Here is a 21,941-nt window from a genome sequence, read left to right on the forward strand (position 1 = left end):
CATGCGTAAGGCCCCGCTCCCATGAATTGGGAGCGGGGCCTTACGTCACTTCGCTCTTAGACGCCGGCTAGAGGGGCCGGGATATAGAACTTAGGAAAGCTTGTTGACGAGAACGGTCAGACCGGACTTCTTGTTAGCTGCGTTCTTCTTGTGCAGAACACCCTTAGAAACAGCCTTGTCCAGCTTGCGGTTCGCAACCTGAAGAGCTTCAGTTGCAGCTTCAACGTTCTGAGCTTCAACTGCCTCGTTGACCTTACGGATGGAGGTCTTGAGATCTGACTTGATTGCGTTGTTGCGCAGACGAGCCTTCTCGTTGGTGAGGATGCGCTTCTTCTGGGACTTAATGTTAGCCACGATTAAAAACTTTCTGTTTTTGTCTAATTGGTCGGTGAGGGCTGCGCTGACCGGTCATCGACTGAGCGGCGTGGGGATGCCTATGGCAACCAGTCAGCAGTGCCCGATGACCATCGGACACACAAGGGTTAACTCTATCAGCTCCACCAGCACTTAAGGCAGAGATATAAGCAACATCTCTTCCTAAGGCTGCCGGTAAGCAGCCGCAATAAAATCAAAGGTTTCTCGGTCCATGATGGCACCTTCACGGCGAATACCGGAGGGCTTCAACTGAACCACACGGTTGAGTTTAACCTCAGAGGCCCGGCCTTCTTTATCCCAAGCGCCTGCACCAATATCTAGATAGTTAGGATCAGTGGTGCGGGCATTAGTGTGATCCTTAGTGGTAAGCATAAGTCCCAACAGGTAGGCACCGGAGCGGCCAACCACCAGGACCGGGCGGTCTTTGCCCTGGCTGTAATCTTCTTCAAAGGGAACCCAGGCCCAGACCACTTCGCCGGGGTCAGCATCGCCATCAAGAGCAGGGGAGTAGTCAAAGGCAACCTGACCGGTATAGTCACCGGGGTAGCCGCCCTTCTCCCAGCTGCCGCTACCAGCGTCCGGACGCTGCTGGCGCCGGGGGTGCCCCTGGCTGCGGCTCTCGGGGTGGCGAGAGGAAGCCGAAACCTGCCCTTGATTTTTCTGGTTCTGGTACTTATTCCATTCCCGGTAGATACGCTGACCAATGTTCAGTGCCTGCTGGATGGTTCGCATGGTGATCTTCATAGTCTCTACAATAATCCTTGCTTTTGGGCGCGCAGGCAGACACGCACCGGCTTAATATGAGAAACTGGTTAACTGATTTCTACCGTCAGAGACCCGGTAGGCTCTCTTGAGCTTTCTGAGAGTCGTGAAAGGACCCAACCCACGTGTCACCCTTGGCGACCAACCCGCCCAAACCGGCGGCCACTGACCCTTCTGTCATCCGTAACTTCTGCATCATCGCACACATCGACCACGGTAAATCCACCCTGGCTGACCGCATGCTGCAGGCCACCGGCGTAGTCACCCCACGCGAGATGAAGGCCCAGTACCTTGACCGCATGGATATCGAACGCGAGCGCGGCATCACCATTAAGTCCCAGGCTGTTCGTATGCCCTGGGAAGTGGACGGGGTGAACTATGCCTTGAATATGATTGACACCCCCGGTCACGTGGACTTCACCTACGAGGTTTCTCGCTCCCTAGCTGCCTGTGAAGGTGCCCTGTTGCTGGTTGATGCTGCCCAGGGTATTGAGGCTCAGACCTTGGCTAACCTCTACCTGGCGATGGAAAATGATCTGACCATTATTCCGGTGCTTAACAAGATTGATCTTCCTGCTGCCCAGCCGGAGAAGTATGCTCAAGAGCTGGCGAATCTGATTGGTGTTGAGCCTGAGGATGTGTTGCGTGTTTCTGGTAAGACCGGTGAGGGTGTGCCGGAGCTGCTAGATCGTATTGTTGAGCTCTTGCCTGCCCCTGCTGGTGAAGCGGATGCTCCTGCCCGTGCCATGATTTTTGACTCGGTCTATGACTCTTACCGTGGTGTGGTCACTTATGTTCGTGTGGTGGACGGCAAGTTGGAGCCGCGCCAAAAGATTAAGATGATGTCTACTGGGGCTGAGCATGACCTGCTTGAGATTGGTGTGATTTCTCCTGAGCCTAAGCCGACTGAGGGCCTGGGTGTGGGCGAGGTGGGGTATCTGATTACCGGTGTGAAGGACGTCCGCCTCTCCCGTGTGGGTGATACTGTCACCGGTGCGTATAAGCCTGCTTCTGAAGAGCTGGGTGGCTATGAGGACCCTAAGCCCATGGTGTTCTCGGGTCTTTTCCCCATTGATGGCTCTGACTACCCGGCTCTGCGTGATGCCCTGGATAAGTTGCAGCTCAATGATGCGGCTTTGATTTATGAGCCGGAGACCTCTGCGGCTTTGGGCTTTGGTTTCCGTTGTGGTTTCTTGGGTCTTTTGCACCTGGAGATTGTGCGTGAGCGTCTGGAGCGTGAGTTCAATCTTGATCTTATTTCTACTGCTCCTAACGTTATTTACGATGTGGTTGCTGAGGATGGCACTGCCCAGCGTGTGACTAACCCTTCTGAGTTCCCTGAGGGTAAGGTCGCTACTATTCGTGAGCCTATGGTGGCTTGTACGATTATTGCCCCCAATGAGTTTGTGGGTGCGATTATGGAGCTGTGCCAGTCCCGCCGTGGAACGATGGGTGGCATGGATTATCTCTCCCAAGATCGTGTGGAGCTACGCTACCGTCTTCCTTTGGCTGAGATTGTCTTTGATTTCTTTGATCAGCTCAAGTCGAGAACTCGCGGTTATGCCTCCTTGGACTGGAAGTTCGATGGTGAGGAAGAGGCTGATCTGGTCAAGGTTGATATCTTGTTGCAAGGTGAGAAGGTTGATGCTTTTTCTGCGATTACTCACCGCGATAAGGCTTACTCTTACGGTGTGATGATGACCGGTAAGTTGCGTGAGCTGATTCCTCGTCAGCAGTTTGAGGTGCCGATTCAGGCGGCTATTGGTTCTCGTATTATTGCCCGTGAGAATATTCGTGCTATGCGTAAGGACGTCCTCTCTAAGTGCTACGGTGGCGATATTTCGCGTAAGCGTAAGCTGCTGGAGAAGCAGAAGGAAGGTAAGAAGCGTATGAAGATGGTGGGCCGTGTTGAGGTCCCCCAGGAAGCCTTCATTGCTGCCCTGTCTTCTGGTGAAGAGGGTAAGGAAAAGGGCAAGAAGTAATGCCAGCCCAGCCTCTGGGCGCTCCGGCACCTTTGGACGGCAGAATCCCCGCTGATTCTGCCGTCCGCGGCGTTGAGCGCGATTTTTCTTTGTATGTGCATGTTCCTTTTTGCTCGGTGCGGTGTGGTTACTGTGATTTCAACACCTATGCCATCGAGGATTTTGGCAATGGGGTTAGCTTGGGCACCTATGCTGAGGACGCGGTGGCCGAGTTACGTTTTGCACGGCGGGTTTTGCGGCAGTCGGGTGTGGCTGCCCGTCCGCTCTATTCTGTCTTTTTTGGTGGGGGTACCCCCACTAAGTTGCCTGCATCAGATTTGGTGAAGATTCTGGGTGAGGCTGTTGAGCTTTTTGGTATTGAGCCCGGTGCTGAGGTGACGTGTGAGGCTAACCCTGATTCGGTAACCCGCCAGGACCTTGAGACGTTGAAGGCTGGTGGTTTTACCAGGGTGTCTTTTGGTATGCAGTCGGTGGTTCCTGAGGTGCTTGAGGTCCTTGATCGTACCCACACCCCGGCTAATGTGCCTAAGGTGGTGGCTTGGGCTCAAGAGGCCGGGTTGCAGGTATCGGTTGATGTGATTTATGGGTCGCCGGGGGAGAGCCTGGAGCAGTGGGAGCAGTCGGTTCGGGCGGCTGTCTCTTATGCTCCTGACCATATTTCTGCCTATTCTCTGATTGTTGAGGAGGGCACTAAACTGGCGGCTCAGATTCGCCGGGGCGAGTATGCCATGCCTGATGATGATTTGATGGCTGATATGTACCTGCTGGCTGAGCAGATTTTTTCGGAGGCTGGGTATCACTGGTATGAGGTGTCGAACTATGCGCGGTCACCGGAGTATCGTTCCCGTCATAACTATGCTTATTGGCGTAATCAGGATTGGTGGGGTATTGGCCCGGGTGCTCATTCGCATGTGAATGGTACTCGTTGGTGGAATCTTAAGCACCCGGTGCCTTACGCTAACCGGGTGAGGGCTGGGCAGAGTCCGGCGGCAGCCCGTGAGGTACTGGGGGAGCAGACCCGTAGGTTTGAGGACATCATGTTGCAGGTGAGGGTAATTGACGGTTTAGAGATTTCTCGTCTCTTGGAGGGTGGAGACACTGCCCAGGTGGAGAAGTCGCTGGATTGGTTGCAGGGGCAGGGTTTGATTGATGCTCAGGCCCGGTTGGGCGGACGCGTGCAGCTCACCTTGCAAGGTCGCCTGCTGGGGGATGCTGTGACCCGGGAACTACTGCCTGATATCGACCGTTAGATTCGCGTATCAGTAAAGAGATAGCAAAAAAAAGGGGGCGGTGTGACTTAGCTAAGTTACACTGCCCCCTTTGGGTTGTAGAAGCTTCCTTGCCTATTTCTTGCGGCTGGTGAGCTTGCTGAAAAGATGAGTGTTGCTCTTGTACTGGTAGGGGTTGCCGCGGTTTACCCTGATACCGGCACGCAGGGAGGAGATGGCAAGGTAGGTCCAGGTGAGGGCTGCGATTAGCCCAAAGAGCCAGCCGATGCCCGGAATGTTGCTGAGAACAATAGAGGCTGCCAGCACTAGGGTGGGTAGCAGGGTGAAGTCTAGGGCTTCACGGGATTCTTGTTCGGTGAAGGGGCCACGGCCTCGGTAGAGGTAGTAGATGACGGCCGCGGGAATGCAGCCTAGCACGCCCCCCAAGTGTGTAGCAGTTGCGATGTTGCGGTCTGCGGTAACAGACAGGTGTGCAGCGGTTGCAGATGACCCCTTGTAGGCGGTTGTGGAAGGTGCTGATGCGGTCTTCAAGAATTCTTCTCTTTGAGGTTGAAGGGCAAATGAGTGATAGATGGGGTTCTAAACCCATTGGTCATCATTTTAGTCAAAGCTGGGGGAGGGTGGTATATGTGAAGCCTACGAATTTTTGGGGAGTAGGACGATGTTAGTCACACCGAAAAAACTCTTAGTCTAGGCAGCTTGCCCATCGAGTGTCACAAAGTCAATCAGCTCTTCAACCGGCCCTAAGAGGGTTGGTTCAAGATCGGTGTAGCTATTGACCCGCTGAAGAATCGCATCCCAGCCGGCGCGGACGTCCTCAGGTGTCTTGGCTGGGCGGCCAAAGCGCTGCAAGATACCGGTTTTCCAGTCTTCTCCCCGAGGGATCTGGGGCCAGGCCTGTATGCCTAGCACCTGGGGTTTCACAGCCTGCCAAATATCAACGAAGGGGTGGCCCACAATCAGGACGTTATCACCGGCTCCAGCAACCTGCATGGCCTGCTGTGCTATGCGTTCTTCTTTGCTCCCTGCCACCAGGTGATCGACGAGAATACCGAGTTTTCGGTGGCTCGCTGGCCCAAAAGCTGTCACAGCCCCAGCGAGATCATCGACCCCGTGCAGGGGCTCCACTACGATACCTTCAACCCGCAGATCATGGCCCCACACTTTTTCAATCAGCTCAGCATCGTGCACGCCCTCAACCCAGATGCGACTGGCCCGCGCTGTACGCGCCTGAATACCGTCAAGAGCCACTGAGCCCGACCGGGAAATCTTGCGGGTAGATGCAGGCTGCTTCTTCTGAGGCTTAATCAGGTTGATGCTGCGGCCTTCAAGCAGGAAGCCCGGGCCCAGGGGGAAGAACTTAATGCGCCCCCGTCGATCTTCCAAACCTACCTGAGGGCCGGACGCCGTAGCCCGCACCTTAACTGCTGCTCCTACGAAGCCGGTGGCGGCGTCCTCAAGCACCATGCCGGGGGCTAAGGCAACCTGCGGCAGGGGAGGGCGGTGTGGGGTCAAATCGGCCTGGACCCAGGTGTCTCGGTAGTCCATCGGTGTGCTTCTCACTCTCTCTTATAGGGGCATTAGCCATGAGCGTACCGAGTTCTGATTCTAGTTCACTGGTATTAGAGTTAATGGGTAACTTAGCACTCAAGACCATCAAGTGCTAACCTAACCCTGCAATTATTCTTCGCCCCAGAGAAAACCTATGAGCCCAGGAGGTGCCGTGAACCACCCCAGACGCTTGCACGTCCTACAAGCCATCGTTGAAGAATACGTGCACACCCGTGAACCTGTTGGCTCTAAAACCCTCCTAGAGCGGCACCATTTGGGGGTCTCAAGCGCCACCGTCCGCAACGATATGGCCGCCCTGGAAGAACAAGGCCTGATTCAAGCACCCCATGCCAGTGCAGGGCGGGTCCCCACCGACCAAGGCTACCGCCTCTTCGTTGACCAAATATCATCCCTACAACCCCTTTCAGAGGCCGAAAAACGAGCAATTCATACCCTGCTCGATAGCGCCGAAAGCGTGGATGAAATGATGAAAACTAGCGTGCGTCTACTCTCATCTCTCACCCACCAGGTGGCCATGGTGCAATACCCTGCCGGCCCGGCTGCCACCGTTCGCCATATCGAGCTGGTGTCCCTCTCAAGCACCACCGTGCTACTGGTTCTTATTACCGATTCTGGCCAGGTCACCCAGCGTACTCTCACGGTGGCCCATACCCTTGAAGAACTTACAGCAGCCCGCCAATACCTCCTTGACCGCTATGCTTACCGGCCGCTCAACAATCTCACCACCGCAGAAGCGTCCGCCAGTGAAACACCACTCTACGGTGCCCTCCAGCAGGCCTTGCAGACCCTTGCCGCCCAAGACGCCTCATCACAGGTACTCATTGCAGGCACCTCCTATCTAGCTGCCTCCACCGTTGATTTTAGAGGCAGTATCGCCCCGGTGCTTGATGCCTTGGAAGAGCAAGTAGTCCTCCTTAAACTACTGACCGACCTGGAGCACGACGAGCGCGGCTTTGCAGTTAGTATCGGCTCTGAAAATCCCAGTGAGTCCCTGGCTGAAACCTCAGTGGTAGCCAGTAGCTACGGGCCTGGGGGAGCCGCCCACGTAGGAGTCGTTGGCCCCACCCGCATGGACTACACCAGCACAGTCTCCAAGGTCAACGCAGTAGCCCGCTACCTATCTAAGATTTTGGCTCAGGTATAAGCCTGCGCCTGCCCCTTTTACACCAGTCCACCGAAAGAGAGAACCAGTGAGTAGTCACTACGAAACCCTCGGCGTCTCCCGCGATGCCAGCCCCGAAGAAATCAAGAAGGCCTACCGCAAGAAGGCCCGTCAGCTCCACCCTGATATCAACCCTTCGGAAGAAGCCGCCGAGGAATTCAAGCGCGTCTCCCTAGCCCACGATGTGCTCTCCGACCCCGAAAAGCGCCGCATCTATGACCAGACCGGTAACGAAAACGGTACCGCCAGCGGTTTTGGTGGTGGCGGCGGATTCGGCGGAGGCTTTGGAGGCTTCCAAGACATCTTCGACACCTTCTTCAACTCAGCCCCCCGTGGCCCCCAAAGCCGTGTACGCCAGGGGCAGGACGCCCTCATCAACGTCAAAATCGATCTCGAAGATGCTGTCTTTGGCGGCCAAAAACCCATCACCGTGGACACCGCCGTCACCTGCGACCATTGCAAGGGAGAAGGCACCGCAGAGGGCACCCACCCCGAAACCTGCGATACCTGCCACGGCCAAGGCTATATGCAGCGCCAGGTGCAATCGATTCTCGGTACCGTAGTACAACCGGTAGAATGCCCCACCTGCCGCGGGTTCGGTACCGTCATCAAGCACCCCTGCGCTGAGTGCTACGGTGAAGGGCGTGTGCGTGAACGGAAGACCATCATCCTGAAAATCCCCGCCGGAGTCAGTGACGGCACCCGTATCCGCCTAACAGGCCAGGGTGAAGCTGGCACCGCAGGAGGCCCCAACGGGGACCTCTACATTGATCTGCACGTCAACCCCGACCCCACCTTCCGACGCGAAGACGATGACCTCCTTGCCACCGTCGGCGTGCCCATGACAGCCGCAACCCTAGGCACCACCATCACCCTCGAAACCTTCGATGGGCCCCAAGAAGTGCAGATTCCCACCGGCACACAGTCCGGTGAGGTCATCACCCTCAAAGACCTGGGCGTCAGCCACCTGCGCGGCGGCGGACGCGGCGACTTGCGCGTCCAAATTGAAGTGCGCACCCCCACCAACCTCACCGAGGAGCAGAAGAACCTGCTCAAGCAGTTCTCCGAGCTTCGCGGCGAAGACCTGCAGGTAAGCGAAACCGTCAACCACAAGCAAGGCGGGTTCTTCTCCCGTCTGAAAGACCACCTCAAATAGGATGACCCCATGAGCAACGCTGTCTACTACATCGAACCTGAAGAGCTAGCAGCTCTCACACCAGGTTCCACAGTGCACCTTACCGGCGATGAAGGGCACCACGCCCTGGTCAAACGTCCGGAACTCGGTGAAGGGCTCGATCTAGTAGACGGCCAAGGGCACCGGGCAATTACCCAGGTCATTGAGCTACGCCAAGACGGCCCTGTGCTTGAAGTAAATAAACTTGCCCAAGATTCAGTGGGCGTAGAAATCTACCTGGTGCAAGCCCTCGCGAAGGGAGACAGGGACATCCAGGCTATCGAGATGGCCACTGAACTTGGTGCCCACGGTATTGTGCCCTGGAGTGCTGAGCGCTCAATTGTGCGATGGAAGATGGAACGGGCCGTCAAGGCCCGGGCTAAGTGGCAGAATACTGTGAAGGCAGCAGCCAAGCAGTCCCGCCGGGCCCTGCTACCCCCAGTCTATGAGCAGCATTCTACCGGTAAGTTGGCTGCCCTTGCCCAGGAACTAGGGCCAGAGGCTCTCTTCCTGGTACTGCACGAAGAGGCTGAGTATCGCCTGGTGCAGGCCCTGGACCAGCACCTGACCGATCAGGTCAAAGAAGTCTATTTTGTTGTTGGCCCAGAAGGCGGCATCAGCCCCCGCGAGCTGGAACTACTAGCAGAAGCTGGGGCCCAGACAGTACTACTTGGCCCCGAAGTCCTCCGCAGTTCCACAGCCGGGGCCGCCGCCATTTCAGTACTCAACCTTGCTCTCAAACGCTGGTAAACCCTCTTCTGCTACAGGTAAAGTAAGAAATACCGCCTACGCTTTGTATCACAAGGAGCTCTGACAGCCCGCACGGGCATCTATGACTACCTCACCTATGGCTAGCAGCCGCCCTCTCTCTGTTGCCCGCACCTTCTCTTTCCGGTCAACCGAAGAAATGGTCGCAGTACTTGGCCCCCACGACGGAAATATCACCCTCATCGAGCAAACCTTCCCCGGTCTGACAATTCGCCCCAAGGGGCTAGATGTGGTTGTTACCGGCCCATCAGAAACCGTAGCCACCACCCTACGCCTACTGGCTGAACTCACCATTCTGGTAGAAAAAGATACCCAGGTTACTGGTGAAGTGGTCAAACGCATCATGGGTATGATGACCGCCAGCCTCTCTCACCCCGCAACCGCCATCAGTCAGAACATTCTGAGTTCTCGGGGTAAGAACATTCGCCCCAAGACCATCAACCAGAAATCATACGTTGATGCTATCGATGCCAACACCGTCGTTTTTGGTATTGGCCCGGCAGGTACCGGTAAAACCTACCTGGCTATGGCTAAGGCGGTGCAGGCTCTTCAATCTAAGGAAGTCAATCGCATCATTTTGACGCGCCCCGCTGTTGAAGCTGGCGAGCGCCTAGGCTTCCTCCCTGGCTCTTTAAACGAGAAAATCGACCCCTATCTGCGTCCACTCTACGATGCCCTCCACGACATGATGGACCCTGAGACGATTCCTCGTCTCATGGAAGCTGGGACCATCGAGGTAGCCCCACTGGCCTATATGCGCGGGCGCACCCTCAACGATGCTTTCATCATTCTGGATGAAGCGCAGAACACCACGGTAGAACAGATGAAGATGTTCCTTACCCGTTTGGGCTTTGGTTCCAAGATGGTGATTACCGGGGATGTAACCCAGGTTGATCTTCCCGGTGGTCAAGCATCAGGTCTGAAGCAGATTCGTCAGATTCTAGAAGGGGTAGACGATATTCATTTCGCCCTCCTGCAGGCTGAGGACGTGGTACGCCACTCCCTGGTGTCGGATATTGTCAGCGCTTACGATAAGTGGGACGATGCCAAGAACTCGATGGAGCGCCGCCGCAACCGCAAGGTTAAGCGTCAAACTATTGAGGCTGCCGCTGAGAAATTATTGCAGCAGTCAGGTATCGAAGTTACTCCTGAAGAGAAGGCCTAGCCCGGTGAACGTAGAGTTTGAGATTGAAGAACCGGCTGCAGATACTAGCGCTTTTGTGCGCGAATCCTTTGATGCCGTCGATACAAGCACCCTTGAAAAGCTGGTAGCCCACGCCTTTGCCCACATGAAGGTTTCGCCTGAGACCGAGTTGTCAATTGCCATTGTGGGGGAGAGCGAGATGGAGCGTATCCACATGGACTGGATGGATTTGCCCGGCCCTACAGATGTGATGAGCTTCCCCATGGACGAGCTCACTCCCGGCAGTAACGAGGAGCTGGCTACCGGCGTCCTTGGTGATATTGTCTTGTGCCCCCCGGTTGCTGCCCGGCAGGGTGCGGACGCCGGCCACAGCACCCTTGATGAGCTCTGCCTGCTCACCACTCACGGCATCCTCCACTGCCTAGGTTTTGATCATGGAACAGCAGAAGAAGAAGCCGAAATGTTCAGTATTCAACGCAGCATTCTTGAAGAGTTTTTGGGGCGGCCAGCCCCTGTAGAGACGAGGCACTAACCGGTGCTCTCTTCTGCTGTGTTGGCCTGCGTCCTGCTGCTTTTGGTGTTGGTGGGCTATCTGCTTACTGCTGTTGAGTCCTCCTACACCTATCTGCCTCGGTCTGAAGCTCAGCGGTTAGGCAATGAGCCTGAAAACAAGAATATTCGAGCTATTCTTGCTGACCCTGAACCCTATTTCCGGTCCTTGCGTATGTGGCGGGTTCTAGCTGAGGTGTCCTCTGTTGTTTGTTTCTTTTTGCTGGTGCACGATCTCTTTAGCCGCACCTGGGTCAGCGTCCTGGTGACCTTGCTGGTTATGACTGTTGTAGTCTTTGCTTTCTTTGGTGTGGCCCCTCGCTTGGTGGGGCGCACTAAGCACGCTCAGGTCTTCTCTGCTATGGCCGGGATGGTGTATGGTTTGGGTGTTTTGACCCGCCCATTTTCCTCCGCTTTGACTGCGCTCTCGCGTAAGGTCAGCCCCAAGAATTCTGAACAAGTGACCGGTATTTTTACCGAAGATGAGATTCTTGAGTTCGTTGATCGTGCCAGCACCTCTGCGGCAATTGAGGACGATGAGGCGGAGATGGTTCAGTCCATCTTTGAACTTGATGAGACCCGCATCCGCTCAATTATGGTGCCCCGTGCCGATATGGTCACCATTGATGTGACGGAGAGTTTCGATGACGCTATTTCCCTCTTTTTGAGGTCCGGTTATTCTCGTATCCCGGTCTTGGGGGAGTCTTTTGATGATGTGCGTGGCATACTTTATCTCAAGGACGCCCTGGCTACCTCCCGTGAGGCGGGGCCCGCTGCCGAGAGCATAGGCCTTGCTCCGCTGATGCGCCCGGTGCGTTATGAGCCTGAATCTAAGCGTGTCATGGATTTGCTGAAAGAGATGCAGCGTGAGTCTACCCATGTTGCCGTGGTCGTTGATGAATACGGTGGTACAGCGGGCCTGGTGACTTTAGAGGATCTCATTGAAGAGCTGGTGGGTGATATTTCGGACGAGTACGATAACGAGAAACCCGAAATTACTCTCCAAGATGACGGTACTTTCAAGATTAGCTCCCGGTTGAGTATCGTGGAGTTGGGTGAGCTCTTTGGCATTGAGCTTGATGATGAGGACGTCGATACGGTCGGTGGCCTGCTGGCTAAGCACCTAGGGCGTGTCCCAATTATTGGTAGTGAAGTTGTTGTTGAGGGTATCCATATTAAGGCTATTGGATCTCGTGGTCGCCGCAATAAGATTGGTACGCTCTCTGTTTGGGCAGACTCTGTGCCTCAACAACCTGTAGAGTAAAGCCCAGACATTACTTAATCCTGATATTGGAGTATCTGTATGGAATTTGCTTCCTTCCCCGAGGACTACACTGCGGGCTTTGCCGTTCTAGTGGGCCGCCCCAACGCCGGTAAGTCAACCCTCACCAATGCGCTGGTCGGGCAGAAGGTCGCGATTACTTCCAACCGACCTCAGACTACCCGCCATACTATTCGTGGCATTGTTCACCGTGAAGATTTCCAGCTAGTTCTGGTTGATACTCCTGGTCTGCACCGCCCGCGTACTTTGCTGGGTGAGCGTTTGAACGATATGGTGGCGCAGACTCTTTCTGAGGTTGATGTTATTGGTTTCTGTATTCCTGCTGATGAGAAAATCGGCCCTGGTGACCGTTACATCGCTCAGCAGCTAGCGGCATCGGGGAATAAGCCTATCGTCGCTATTGTGACTAAGGCCGATAAGGTGGGGCACGAACAGCTCACCGAGCAGCTTTTGGCTGTTTCGGCTCTGGGTGATGAGATTATGAGTGCTGAGCGTGGTGCTCGTAAGCAGCGCCGTGAGCGTCAGGAACGGAAGAAAAAGGGTGATGAGCTTCCTTTCCGTAAGGGGAGCGGCCCGGCTGCTAGCCGTACTCAGGGTAAAGCTACCCCTGCACCGGTTAATGACGGCCGTGGCGGCTGGGCAGATATTATCCCGGTCTCTGCGGTGAAGGATTACCAGGTAGAAGAGGTCGCCAAGCTGCTTTCCTCTTACCTGCCTGATTCGCCTCCGCTCTATCCTACCGGTGAGTTGACTGATGAGCCTGAGGCTACCCTTGTTGCTGAGCTGGTGCGAGAAGCTGCCCTCGAGGGCGTGCAGGATGAGTTGCCTCACTCGGTAGCTGTCACCATCGAAGAGATGGAGTTGCGGGAGGGGCGTAGCGCCGATAATCCTCTGCTTGATATCCATGTCAATCTTTTTGTGGAGCGTGACTCCCAAAAAGGAATTATTATTGGTAAGCGGGGCGCCCGCTTGAAAGAAATCGGCCAAACTGCTCGCAAGAACATTGAGGCTCTGCTTGGGACCAAGGTCTTCCTCTCTATTCATGTGAAGGTAGCCAAGGACTGGCAGCGTGACCCCCGTGCCCTAGGCAAACTGGGTTTCTAATTCTCTTTGTATCAGGAGTTTTTCTCAGCTTTCTTGGCTAAGCTGGGCTGAAGAATCGGTTAGAACCCCCTACCGTCGACGAATCGGAGATAGCATTTATGGCGCCACAGGGTCACCCCTCGCAGCGAGTTGTTACGCCCCTGGGGCGTCATATGAGCAACCAGCCTCTTAAGTCTCAGCGGGTCAAGTGGGTAGCGCTTTCGTGCCTTGCTCTGCTCACTATGGTGATTGCTTTTGGTGGCTTTGCTCTGATGCGTTTGCGCAGTAACGTGCAGACTGCCGAGATTAATATCGGTGAGTTGTCTTCGGATCTTGCCACTGGCCCTCTTGATATTCTCGTTATTGGTTCTGATACCCGTGCGGGCAATAATGACGTTTACGGTACGGCTGAGGATGCAGCTTCTGGTGCTCGTTCTGATGTCATGATGCTGGTTCAGGTCAGTGAGGACCGTTCAAACGTCAACGTTATCTCTTTTCCCCGCGATTTGATGGTCGATATCCCCAAGTGCACAGATGCCACGACGGGTCAGATCTACCCTGCAACTTCTGAGACTCAGATTAATGAGTCTCTTCAGCGCGGCGGGCCCGGGTGCACGGTAGCTACTATTAGCAACCTGACGGGTGTGGCTATTGACCACTTTATGCTGGTGGATTTTAACGCTGTGAAGGCTCTATCAAGTGTGGTAGGTGGCGTTGAGGTGTGCGTAACTGAACCTATTGACGATACCTATAGTGGTCTCAAGCTCTCTGCTGGTACATCAAGTGTTGAGGGTGAACAGGCTCTGGCTTTCCTTCGTTCTCGTCATGGCTTTGGTGATGGTAGCGATACTGCCCGTATTCAGGCCCAGCAGAGCTTCTTAGCTTCGCTGCTGCGTAAGGTACAGGCAGAGGGCACTCTGACTAACCCGTCGAGGTTGCTCAGTATTGCTGAGGCAATCACCCAGAATGTCACTATCGATCAGGAACTAACTCACCTAGGTAATTTGGTGAGTATAGGCTCCATTTTTGCCAGGGTCGATTTGAGCAAGGTGGTCTTTGCTACCGTCCCTAACGAGCCTTACCTCTACGATGGCAATAAGCTCCAGCTTTCGGCTGATGCTCAGGCTTTTTTCACTAAACTTCAGAATGATGAGTCCCTGGTTGAGCCAGTTTCTCCTGCACCTACCGAGGTCAGTGAGACGTCTACTCCTGCTGCGGAGCTGACCTATTCTCTGAGCGTGAGTGTTACCGATGCTAGCGGTCTTGAGAACCGAGCGGAAGAGCTGGCCCCTAAGATTGAGCAGGAAGGCTTTACCTCGGTTACTACCGTATCTTCCGATGCGGTTTACACTGCTTCAACCATTTACTACCCCTACGGGTATGAGGCTGAGGCTCAAGCTATTGCGGATATCTTTGGTATTACTTCCTTGACGCCTTCGGAGCAGTATCTTGGTATTGCCCTTATCCTGGGTTCTGATCTTGCTGAGAGCGACACTATCGCTGCACCCACTAGTGAACTTGCCACGGGTGTTACAGGCCAGACCGCCGATCAGGTGACCTGTCAGCAGTCCTTCAGTTACTAATCATCCTAGCCATATTCCCATGTGATGGACGGTTGCTAGCAGGTTCTTCACCGATGGGCCGTGTACGATACCGTGGCTGCCACTTTTCACCTCATCTAAGGTCAGTACGATGAAAAATTTCCAGAAGCCTGCACCCATGCCTGTGCACAAGTACGTGCCTTTTGATCAGCAGATTCACGTCTCCCTCCCAGACCGCACTTGGCCCGGTAAAATCATGACCGCTGCTCCACGCTGGTGCGCAGTGGATCTGCGTGATGGCAATCAGGCTCTCATCGATCCCATGGACACCGAACGTAAGCTGGCTATGTTCAAGCTCTTGGTCACCATGGGTTATAAGGAAATCGAGGTTGGCTTCCCCTCAGCCTCAGCCACCGACTTTAACTTCGTGCGCACCCTCATTGAAGATGGGCATATCCCCAACGACGTGACTATCCAGGTACTGGTGCAGTGCCGTGAGCATCTAATTCAGAAGACTTTCGAAGCTATTGATGGGGCCCCTAAGGCTATCGTGCACTTCTACAATTCGACATCGGTTCTGCAGCGTCGTGTAGTGTTTGACCAGGACCAGAACGGCGTTTTGGACCTTGCCCTCACCGGTGCCCGTCTCTGCAAGAAATACGAAGAGCAGTTGGCGGGAAACACCAAGATTACCTACGAGTATTCCCCGGAATCCTTTACTGGTACCGAACTGGAATTTGCGGTACGGGTGTGCAATGCTGTGACTGATGAACTGGGTATTGGCGAAGGTAAGGAAGTCATTATTAACCTGCCTGCCACCGTTGAGATGTCCACCCCTAATGTCTACGCTGACTCTGTAGAGTGGGTGAGCCGACATCTGACAAATCGCGAGTATGTCATTCTCTCCTTGCATCCCCACAATGATCGGGGCACAGGTGTTGCCGCAGCGGAGTTAGGCTATCTGGCAGGTGCAGATCGCATTGAGGGCTGCCTCTTTGGTAGTGGTGAGCGCACCGGCAACGTCGATTTGGTTACCTTGGGTTTGAATATGTACACCCAGGGCATTGACCCTCAAATCGATTTTTCTGATATTGATGAGATTCGTCGGACTGTAGAGTACTGTAATCAGCTACCTGTGCATGAGCGTTCGCCGTACGGTGGTGACCTGGTTTTTACGGCTTTCTCAGGTTCACATCAGGACGCCATCAAGAAGGGCTTTGAGCGTTTAGAGAAGGACGCTGCGGAGCAGGGTAAGACCGTCGATGATATGGTGTGGGCTGTTCCTTATCTGCCGATTGATCCTAAGGATTTGGGGCGTTCTTATGAGGCTGTTATTCGTGTGAATTCTCAGTCGGGTAAGGGCGGTGTGGCCTACCTTTTGAAGAAGAGCTTTGGTCTGGATTTGCCTAAGCGTGCTCAACAGGAATTTTCTGCTATCGTGCAGGCTCAGACTGATGCCCGGGGTGGCGAGGTTGAGAGTAAGGCTCTGTGGGATATTTTTGCTGATGAGTATCTGCCCACTGATAAGACTGGTTCCCGTTGGGGTAAGTACCGTATTGAGTCGCTCTCTATTGATTCTAAGGAGCATGGGGAAACTACTATGCGGGTTGGCCTGAATATTGATGGGCATACCTATAACCGTGTGGGTCAAGGTAGTGGCCCGATTGAAGCCTTGCAGTCGATTTTGGCTAAGGAGGGTGTGGACGTCCGTGTGCTGGACTATTCGGAGCACACCTTGGCTTCTGCGGCAAGTGCCCAGGCTGCCTCCTATATTGAGACAGCGGTGGGTAGCAGGGTTCTGTGGGGTGTTGGTATCGATAGTTCAACGACTCGTGCCTCACTCAAGGCTATGATTTCAGCAGTGAACCGTGCGATACGTGATGATGTCTACAGCTAAGGCTATTGGTGATAGCGCTATTGTTTTGCGCACCCAGGATTTGGGGGAGCATGACCGCATTATTATTTTGGCAACTCGACAGCATGGTGTTGTGCATGCGGTAGCTAGGGGAGTACGCAAGAGCAGCTCAAAGATTGGGGCCCGGCTTGAGCCTTTTATGCTGGTTGATATTTCGGCTGTTCCGGGGAAAAATCTTGCCACGATTTCGCAGGTTGTAACTCGCAGGGCCTATCTGGGCCCTATTGTCAGCGATTACACTCGCTATACTGTAGCGGCTGTTGTGGCTGAGGTTGCGGAACAGCTACTCAATCATGAGCAGGAGCGCCTTGAAGAGCAGTTCACGCTTCTAGCTGGGGCGCTGTCAGCTTTGGCACGGGGCGTTTACCCGCCCCACCGCGTCCTTGATTCGTATCTTTTGCGTGCCTTGCATAGGGCTGGCTGGAGTATGGCTATCGGTGCTTGTGCTGTTTGCGGTGTTCTTGATGAGCTCACCTATTTTTCTCCTGCCTTGGGGGTTGTGTGTACTGGGTGCGCCCGGGGTGGTGATTTTCCTCGGTTGAGCCCTTTAGCGCCTGCAGAACCTGCCTATTTGGCGGCTTTGGCTAGAGGTGACTGGGCTAGAATTTTGGCTGAACAGTCGTCTGCTCTGTTGCAGAGGGCAGAACGGCATATTATTGATTATGTGCAGTGGCAGCTTGAGCGGCCGCTTAAAACTCTGTCTACCCTTGAGAAGGAAATCTAGTACATGACACCAGTGAAGCCTTATAGCCACCCCAGCGGTGCTTTAGCTCCTGCGATTCCGCGTAAGTTTGTTCCTCAGCATGTGGCTGTGGTGATGGATGGTAATGGGCGCTGGGCCAATGAACGTGGCCTGCCTCGAACTGAGGGGCACCGTGCTGGTGAGGCTGCTTTACTTGATGTGGTGGCTGGCGCTATTGAGATGGGCATTCCTTTTGTTTCTGCATATGCCTTTTCAACGGAGAATTGGCGCCGCAGCCCTGATGAGGTTGCTTTTATTATGCGGTTTTCTTCTGAGGTTCTAGAACGTCAACTTGAGACTCTTAAAAGTTGGGGCGTGCGGATTCGCTGGGCTGGTCGCCGCCCTAGGCTGTGGACGTCGGTCATCAAGCTCCTTGAAAAGTGCGAAGAGGAAACCAAGCACAATACTGTGTGTACGTTAACTATGTGCGTCAATTATGGGGGGCGGGCAGAAATTGCGGACGCTGCGGCCTTGATTGCTAAGGACGTTGCAGCTGGCCGTATCAAACCTAAGCAGGTCACTGAAAAGACCTTCCAGAAATACTTGGATGAGCCTGACCTACCCGATGTTGATCTTTTCCTCCGCACTTCAGGGGAGCAGCGTTTCTCGAATTTCCTTCTGTGGCAGAGTGCTTATGCTGAGATGGTCTTTATGAACGTGTTGTGGCCCGATGTTGATCGGACTGTTCTCTGGCAGGCTGTGGAAGAATATGCCTGCCGTGACCGCCGGTATGGTGGGGCTGTTGATAAGGTGGCCACTTCCTAAGTTTCTCTCACACTAGGCGTAAGCCGCGGCAGAAAGGGGTCCGATATGCGGATCTACCCAACCCTGTTCACACTCTTTTTCAAACCCATGGATGCTGAGAAGGCCCACCACCTGGGCATGTGGGCGGTGCAGACTCTTCGCCGCACCGGTGTTTCACGCCTGGGTGAGCGCTTTTTAGCGCCCCACCCGTCATTGGCAACTGAGGTGATGGGGCTTTCTTTCCCTTCACCTTTTGGTATTGCTGCTGGCTTTGATAAGGGTGGCACGGCTATTGCGGCTTTGGGTCAGCTGGGTTTTGGCCATGTTGAAATTGGAACTATTACTGGTCAGGCCCAGCCGGGTAACCCTCAGCCTCGTCTTTTCCGTCTGGTAGATGATAAGGCCATTATTAATCGCATGGGTTTCAATAATGATGGGGCGGCGGTGGTGGGGCCGCGGGTTGCGGCAGCTCGTGCCGACCTTGAAGCGGAATACCGGGGTAAGGTTCGCCCTATCATTGGTGTTAATATCGGTAAAACTAAGGTGGTAGCTCTTGAGGATGCTATCGAGGACTACCTGGTAAGTACTAGGGTTCTTGCGCCTCAGACTGATTATCTTGCGGTGAATGTCAGCTCACCTAATACTCCGGGTCTACGGGATCTTCAGGCCATTGAGACGCTGGAGCCTCTGCTGGAGGCTGTGCGTGCGGAGGCTGATCGTGTGGTACAGGGCCGTCGTGTGCCTTTGGTGGTAAAGATTGCCCCGGATCTTGCAGATGAGGATATTAAGGACGTCGCTGCGATGGCTCTCCGTCTTGGGTTAGACGGTATTATCGCGACTAATACCACCATTGCCCGTGAGGGGCTAGGGCTGGTGAGTTCTCAGAGTAAGATTCAAGAAATTGGGGCAGGTGGCCTATCGGGTGAGCCGCTGAAGAAGCGTTCTTTGGAGGTTCTACGTCTGCTTAAAGCTGAGGTTGGGGATCAATTATCTCTTATTTCGGTAGGTGGTGTGACGACAGCTCAGGACGTTGCTGACCGTCTGAAGGCAGGGGCCAGTCTGGTGCAGGGTTATTCAGCTTTTATCTATGAGGGGCCGCTATGGGCAGCTCACATCAATCGTGGACTACTGAAATTGGGGAAAACCCGCTAGACTGAACACGTGAGATCATGACGTAAAGGGGCGCTACCTCAATATCGAGGTAGCGCCCCTTTGAATTTAAGAGCGAAGCTCTTGTGGGGTGGGCTGCGGTGTAATTTTATTTGGGGTATTCGCCGCGCTTGACCTGAGGCTTCGGCAACCGGAAGCGGCGGAGCATCATCACGCGATTGAAAGCGTAAAAGCCGGAACGGGGCTCGATGGAGCCAAACTTTTCGATGAGTTTCTTTTTGAGCCCGCGCCACATAATCATGTAGTCGATGACCCAGAGCAGAATCATGCCCCACATGAAGAAACTGGTGTATGGCTGCATGTTGGGGGAGAAAAGCCCCACAATGAAAACAGCTAAGATGACGATAATCATGATGTCACCCAGATTGAAACGAGCATCGACATAGTCGCGAATATAACGACGCTGGGGGCCCCGATCGTTGACGGGCAGAAAGCGCTCATCGCCAGTCTGCAAGGCATGCTGCTGCTTAGCGCGTAGCTCACGCTCGGCCTCACGCTGGGCGTCCTTTGCTGCCTTACGGTCGGCAGGAACCAGGGGAGTGCGACGGGCTGCTTCACGTTCTTTGCGGGAGGGGGTAGGGCGCCCCTTGGGCGCGGTGTACCCCGGCTGGTGAGGTTCAAGGCTTTCGGCTGCTACCGGGGTAGCTTGGGCAACCACAGAACCAGTATTGTCTGATGATTTCTTATTACGACCTAACACCCCTTAAGAATAACCAAGTTCATGCGTAGATATACAGTTGAAGCGTATTCTGAGATGTATGACAACACATGATTTCGATTTTTCTGCCCGCCCATCTTTGGCCGCCTATATCGAAGAGAATTTTGAAACTCAGCTTGAGCGTTTAGCAGAGCTTGTAGCTATCCCTTCGGTTGCCTGGGAGTCTTTTGATCTTTCTGAAGTGCAGCGTAGCGCTGAAAAGGTGAAAGAACTTGCTGAAGAAGCTGGTTTTGACAGTGTTGAAATCCTCTCAGCTGAGTATGGTGGTGGCCAGCAGGGCATGCCTGCGGTCGTGGCTCATTCGCCGGCTGCACCAGGTTTCCCGACGTTTCTGCTCTATGCCCATCACGATGTTCAACCCGCCGGTGACCCTTCTTTGTGGGATACTGAGCCTTTTGTGGCAACACGTCAGGGCGATCGTCTCTATGGACGTGGCACTGCAGATGATAAGGCGGGAGTCCTTGTTCATTTAGCTGCTTTCACAGCGGCACGAGAAGTACTAGGTGATGACTTTAAGGTCGGTGTCACTCTCTTTATTGAGGGGGAGGAAGAAGCAGGTTCCCCTAGTTTCGAGAGCTTTTTGCAGACCTACCGCGATAGGCTCGCTGCGGACTACATCGTTGTAGCAGACTCAGCTAATTGGAAGAGGGGAGTACCTGCCCTAACAGCAAGCCTGCGAGGGGTCGTTAGCGGTGATATCTCAGTAGAGGTAAGTAGTCATCCTGTTCACTCCGGTATGTTCGGTGGCCCTCTTCTGGACGCCAACACGGTCTTGATTCAGTTACTTGCTACTCTTCATGATTCTCAAGGTTCAGTTGCAGTTGAAGGTTTGGTGATTGCACCTGAACCTGATGTTGAATACCCTGAAGCTGATTTCCGTGCCGATTCAGGCATCCTCGACAGCATGAACCTAGCAGGTCGTGGTTCAATCTCATCACGCCTCTGGTCTCAGCCAGCTATCTCTATCATCGGTATGGACATCACCCCGGTTGCCGAATCGTCAAACACCATCGCTGCACGAGCCAAGGCGCGCATCAGCGTCCGCCTCGCCCCTGGCCAAGACCCTGCCGCAGCCCACCGTGCTCTTGCCAAGCACTTCGCAGAGCACAACCGGTACGGAGCAGAGGTTACCTATCAGGCCGAAGATTCAGGACAGCCCTACCAGGCCAACCTTACTGGTAGCGGAACCCAACTAGCCTTGGCAGCCCTGGCAGAAGCCTGGGGAGTAGAGCCAGTCACTACTGGCCTAGGCGGGTCTATCCCCTTCATCGCCACCCTCACCGAGGTCTACCCAGAAGCTCATATTCTCATCACCGGCATCGAAGACCCAGACACCCGCGCTCATAGTGCTAATGAGTCCCTTTTCATCCCAGATTTTCACACAGCAATCTTGGCTGAGGCCTTGATGCTGGCCGCAGCTCATACCGCGCACTAAGGTATTCACTCGACCGCGAACATCTCGCGCCTTGCACCCAAGACGCGTAAGATTAACATCAAGATACCCCACGAAAGGATTGCTTATGTCTGAGGCAGTACTTGATGAACTTCCCACCCACGGTGTGAACCTCACCGAGGTAGCAGCGCAGAAGGTTCGCTCCTTACTCGAACAAGAAGGACGCACCGACCTACGCCTTCGTATCGCCGTACAGCCCGGTGGCTGTTCAGGTCTGATTTACCAGCTCTACTTCGATGAACGGGTACTCGATGGGGACGCAGTACGCGACTTCGACGGGGTAGAAGTGATTGTTGACCGTATGAGCGTTCCTTACCTCGATGGTTCAACTATCGATTTCGAAGACACCATCCAGAAGCAGGGCTTCTCGATTGATAACCCTAACGCCCAGGGTTCTTGCGCATGTGGAGATTCTTTCCACTAGGAAGTGCCTCAAATAGTTCCCTGAAGTGGGGGTATGCTCCGGCATGCCCCCACTTTCTTATCTCCGCTTACTCAAACGTGAAATACTTACGTAATGACACGTCAGTTCGTTGACAGGTTGTCACCAGAAACACCCGTTTGCGGGTAAGCTCG

The 21,941-nt window shown here is 54.3% G+C and carries 21 protein-coding genes; 16 read left to right on the forward strand and 5 right to left on the reverse strand.

The window, feature by feature from the left end:
• Positions 1-90 precede the first annotated feature (90 nt).
• Together rpsT and ACED87_RS05540 are read right to left on the reverse strand one after the other, a co-directional pair.
• Positions 91-354, reverse strand: a complete 264-nt coding sequence (rpsT, locus tag ACED87_RS05535; protein WP_449082957.1) for a 30S ribosomal protein S20 — start codon at positions 352-354, stop codon at positions 91-93.
• A 183-nt stretch (positions 355-537) separates the two neighbouring features.
• Complete coding sequence (locus ACED87_RS05540) at positions 538-1,119, reverse strand: type II toxin-antitoxin system PemK/MazF family toxin (RefSeq protein ID WP_449089673.1); 582 nt, start codon at positions 1,117-1,119, stop codon at positions 538-540.
• A gap of 143 nt (positions 1,120-1,262) precedes the next feature.
• Between ACED87_RS05540 and lepA the strand changes: the two genes are divergently transcribed.
• Together lepA and hemW are read left to right on the forward strand one after the other, a co-directional pair.
• Positions 1,263-3,119: a translation elongation factor 4 gene (lepA, locus tag ACED87_RS05545; protein WP_449082961.1), complete on the forward strand. Its 1,857-nt coding sequence runs from the start codon at positions 1,263-1,265 to the stop codon at positions 3,117-3,119.
• The gene (gene hemW / locus ACED87_RS05550; RefSeq protein WP_449089674.1) at positions 3,119-4,369 is read left to right on the forward strand and encodes a radical SAM family heme chaperone HemW; all 1,251 of its coding nucleotides are present in this window, start codon (positions 3,119-3,121) and stop codon (positions 4,367-4,369) included. The genes lepA and hemW overlap by 1 nt, the downstream gene beginning before the upstream one ends.
• Before the next feature lie 93 nt (positions 4,370-4,462).
• Here the strand turns inward: hemW and ACED87_RS05555 are convergent, their stop codons facing one another.
• Complete coding sequence (locus ACED87_RS05555) at positions 4,463-4,879, reverse strand: DUF4870 domain-containing protein (protein ID WP_449089675.1); 417 nt, start codon at positions 4,877-4,879, stop codon at positions 4,463-4,465.
• 159 nt (positions 4,880-5,038) lie between these two features.
• Positions 5,039-5,896: a DUF3097 family protein gene (locus ACED87_RS05560; protein ID WP_449089676.1), complete on the reverse strand. Its 858-nt coding sequence runs from the start codon at positions 5,894-5,896 to the stop codon at positions 5,039-5,041.
• Between the two features lie 175 nt (positions 5,897-6,071).
• On the opposite strand from ACED87_RS05560, the gene hrcA reads away from it, so the two are divergent.
• The 12 genes from hrcA to ACED87_RS05620 all read left to right on the forward strand — a co-directional run bounded on the left by hrcA (position 6,072) and on the right by ACED87_RS05620 (position 19,176).
• On the forward strand, positions 6,072-7,064 hold the full coding sequence (gene hrcA / locus ACED87_RS05565; protein WP_449089677.1) for a heat-inducible transcriptional repressor HrcA: 993 nt from the start codon (positions 6,072-6,074) through the stop codon (positions 7,062-7,064).
• A 46-nt stretch (positions 7,065-7,110) separates the two neighbouring features.
• Entirely contained in the window at positions 7,111-8,238 is a 1,128-nt protein-coding gene (gene dnaJ, locus ACED87_RS05570) for a molecular chaperone DnaJ (RefSeq protein WP_449089678.1), read from the forward strand.
• Positions 8,239-8,247: 9 nt separating this feature from the next.
• Positions 8,248-9,006 carry a 16S rRNA (uracil(1498)-N(3))-methyltransferase gene (locus tag ACED87_RS05575; protein WP_449089679.1) on the forward strand — a complete coding sequence of 253 codons (759 nt, stop codon included), beginning with the start codon at positions 8,248-8,250 and terminating at the stop codon, positions 9,004-9,006.
• 97 nt (positions 9,007-9,103) lie between these two features.
• Complete coding sequence (locus tag ACED87_RS05580) at positions 9,104-10,189, forward strand: PhoH family protein (RefSeq protein WP_449083057.1); 1,086 nt, start codon at positions 9,104-9,106, stop codon at positions 10,187-10,189.
• A gap of 4 nt (positions 10,190-10,193) precedes the next feature.
• Positions 10,194-10,700, forward strand: a complete 507-nt coding sequence (gene ybeY / locus ACED87_RS05585; RefSeq protein WP_449082973.1) for an rRNA maturation RNase YbeY — start codon at positions 10,194-10,196, stop codon at positions 10,698-10,700.
• Between the two features lie 3 nt (positions 10,701-10,703).
• Entirely contained in the window at positions 10,704-11,981 is a 1,278-nt protein-coding gene (locus ACED87_RS05590; protein WP_449089680.1) for a hemolysin family protein, read from the forward strand.
• Between the two features lie 39 nt (positions 11,982-12,020).
• Positions 12,021-13,103 carry a GTPase Era gene (locus ACED87_RS05595; RefSeq protein ID WP_449089681.1) on the forward strand — a complete coding sequence of 361 codons (1,083 nt, stop codon included), beginning with the start codon at positions 12,021-12,023 and terminating at the stop codon, positions 13,101-13,103.
• A 152-nt stretch (positions 13,104-13,255) separates the two neighbouring features.
• Positions 13,256-14,665: an LCP family protein gene (locus ACED87_RS05600; protein ID WP_449089682.1), complete on the forward strand. Its 1,410-nt coding sequence runs from the start codon at positions 13,256-13,258 to the stop codon at positions 14,663-14,665.
• 109 nt (positions 14,666-14,774) lie between these two features.
• Positions 14,775-16,520 (forward strand): 2-isopropylmalate synthase, encoded by a 1,746-nt coding sequence (gene leuA / locus ACED87_RS05605; RefSeq protein ID WP_449089683.1) that lies wholly within the window; start codon positions 14,775-14,777, stop codon positions 16,518-16,520.
• A complete protein-coding gene (gene recO / locus ACED87_RS05610; protein WP_449089684.1) occupies positions 16,504-17,262 on the forward strand; it encodes a DNA repair protein RecO in 759 nt (252 codons plus the stop codon). Before leuA ends, recO begins: the two co-directional genes overlap by 17 nt.
• A 3-nt stretch (positions 17,263-17,265) precedes the next feature.
• Positions 17,266-18,045, forward strand: a complete 780-nt coding sequence (locus tag ACED87_RS05615; protein WP_449089685.1) for an isoprenyl transferase — start codon at positions 17,266-17,268, stop codon at positions 18,043-18,045.
• Positions 18,046-18,090: 45 nt separating this feature from the next.
• Positions 18,091-19,176 (forward strand): quinone-dependent dihydroorotate dehydrogenase, encoded by a 1,086-nt coding sequence (locus ACED87_RS05620; protein WP_449089686.1) that lies wholly within the window; start codon positions 18,091-18,093, stop codon positions 19,174-19,176.
• Between the two features lie 106 nt (positions 19,177-19,282).
• On the opposite strand, the gene ACED87_RS05625 is transcribed toward ACED87_RS05620, so the two are convergent.
• Entirely contained in the window at positions 19,283-19,894 is a 612-nt protein-coding gene (locus tag ACED87_RS05625; protein WP_449089687.1) for a DUF3043 domain-containing protein, read from the reverse strand.
• Between the two features lie 58 nt (positions 19,895-19,952).
• Here ACED87_RS05625 and ACED87_RS05630 point away from each other — a divergent pair, with 58 nt between their 5' ends.
• Both ACED87_RS05630 and ACED87_RS05635 read left to right on the forward strand, forming a co-directional pair.
• Positions 19,953-21,347: a M20/M25/M40 family metallo-hydrolase gene (locus tag ACED87_RS05630; protein WP_449089688.1), complete on the forward strand. Its 1,395-nt coding sequence runs from the start codon at positions 19,953-19,955 to the stop codon at positions 21,345-21,347.
• A gap of 85 nt (positions 21,348-21,432) precedes the next feature.
• Positions 21,433-21,789 carry a HesB/IscA family protein gene (locus tag ACED87_RS05635; protein WP_449082991.1) on the forward strand — a complete coding sequence of 119 codons (357 nt, stop codon included), beginning with the start codon at positions 21,433-21,435 and terminating at the stop codon, positions 21,787-21,789.
• Positions 21,790-21,941: the final 152 nt, after the last annotated feature.

Source organism: Rothia sp. 32237D007AR (assembly GCF_053544675.1).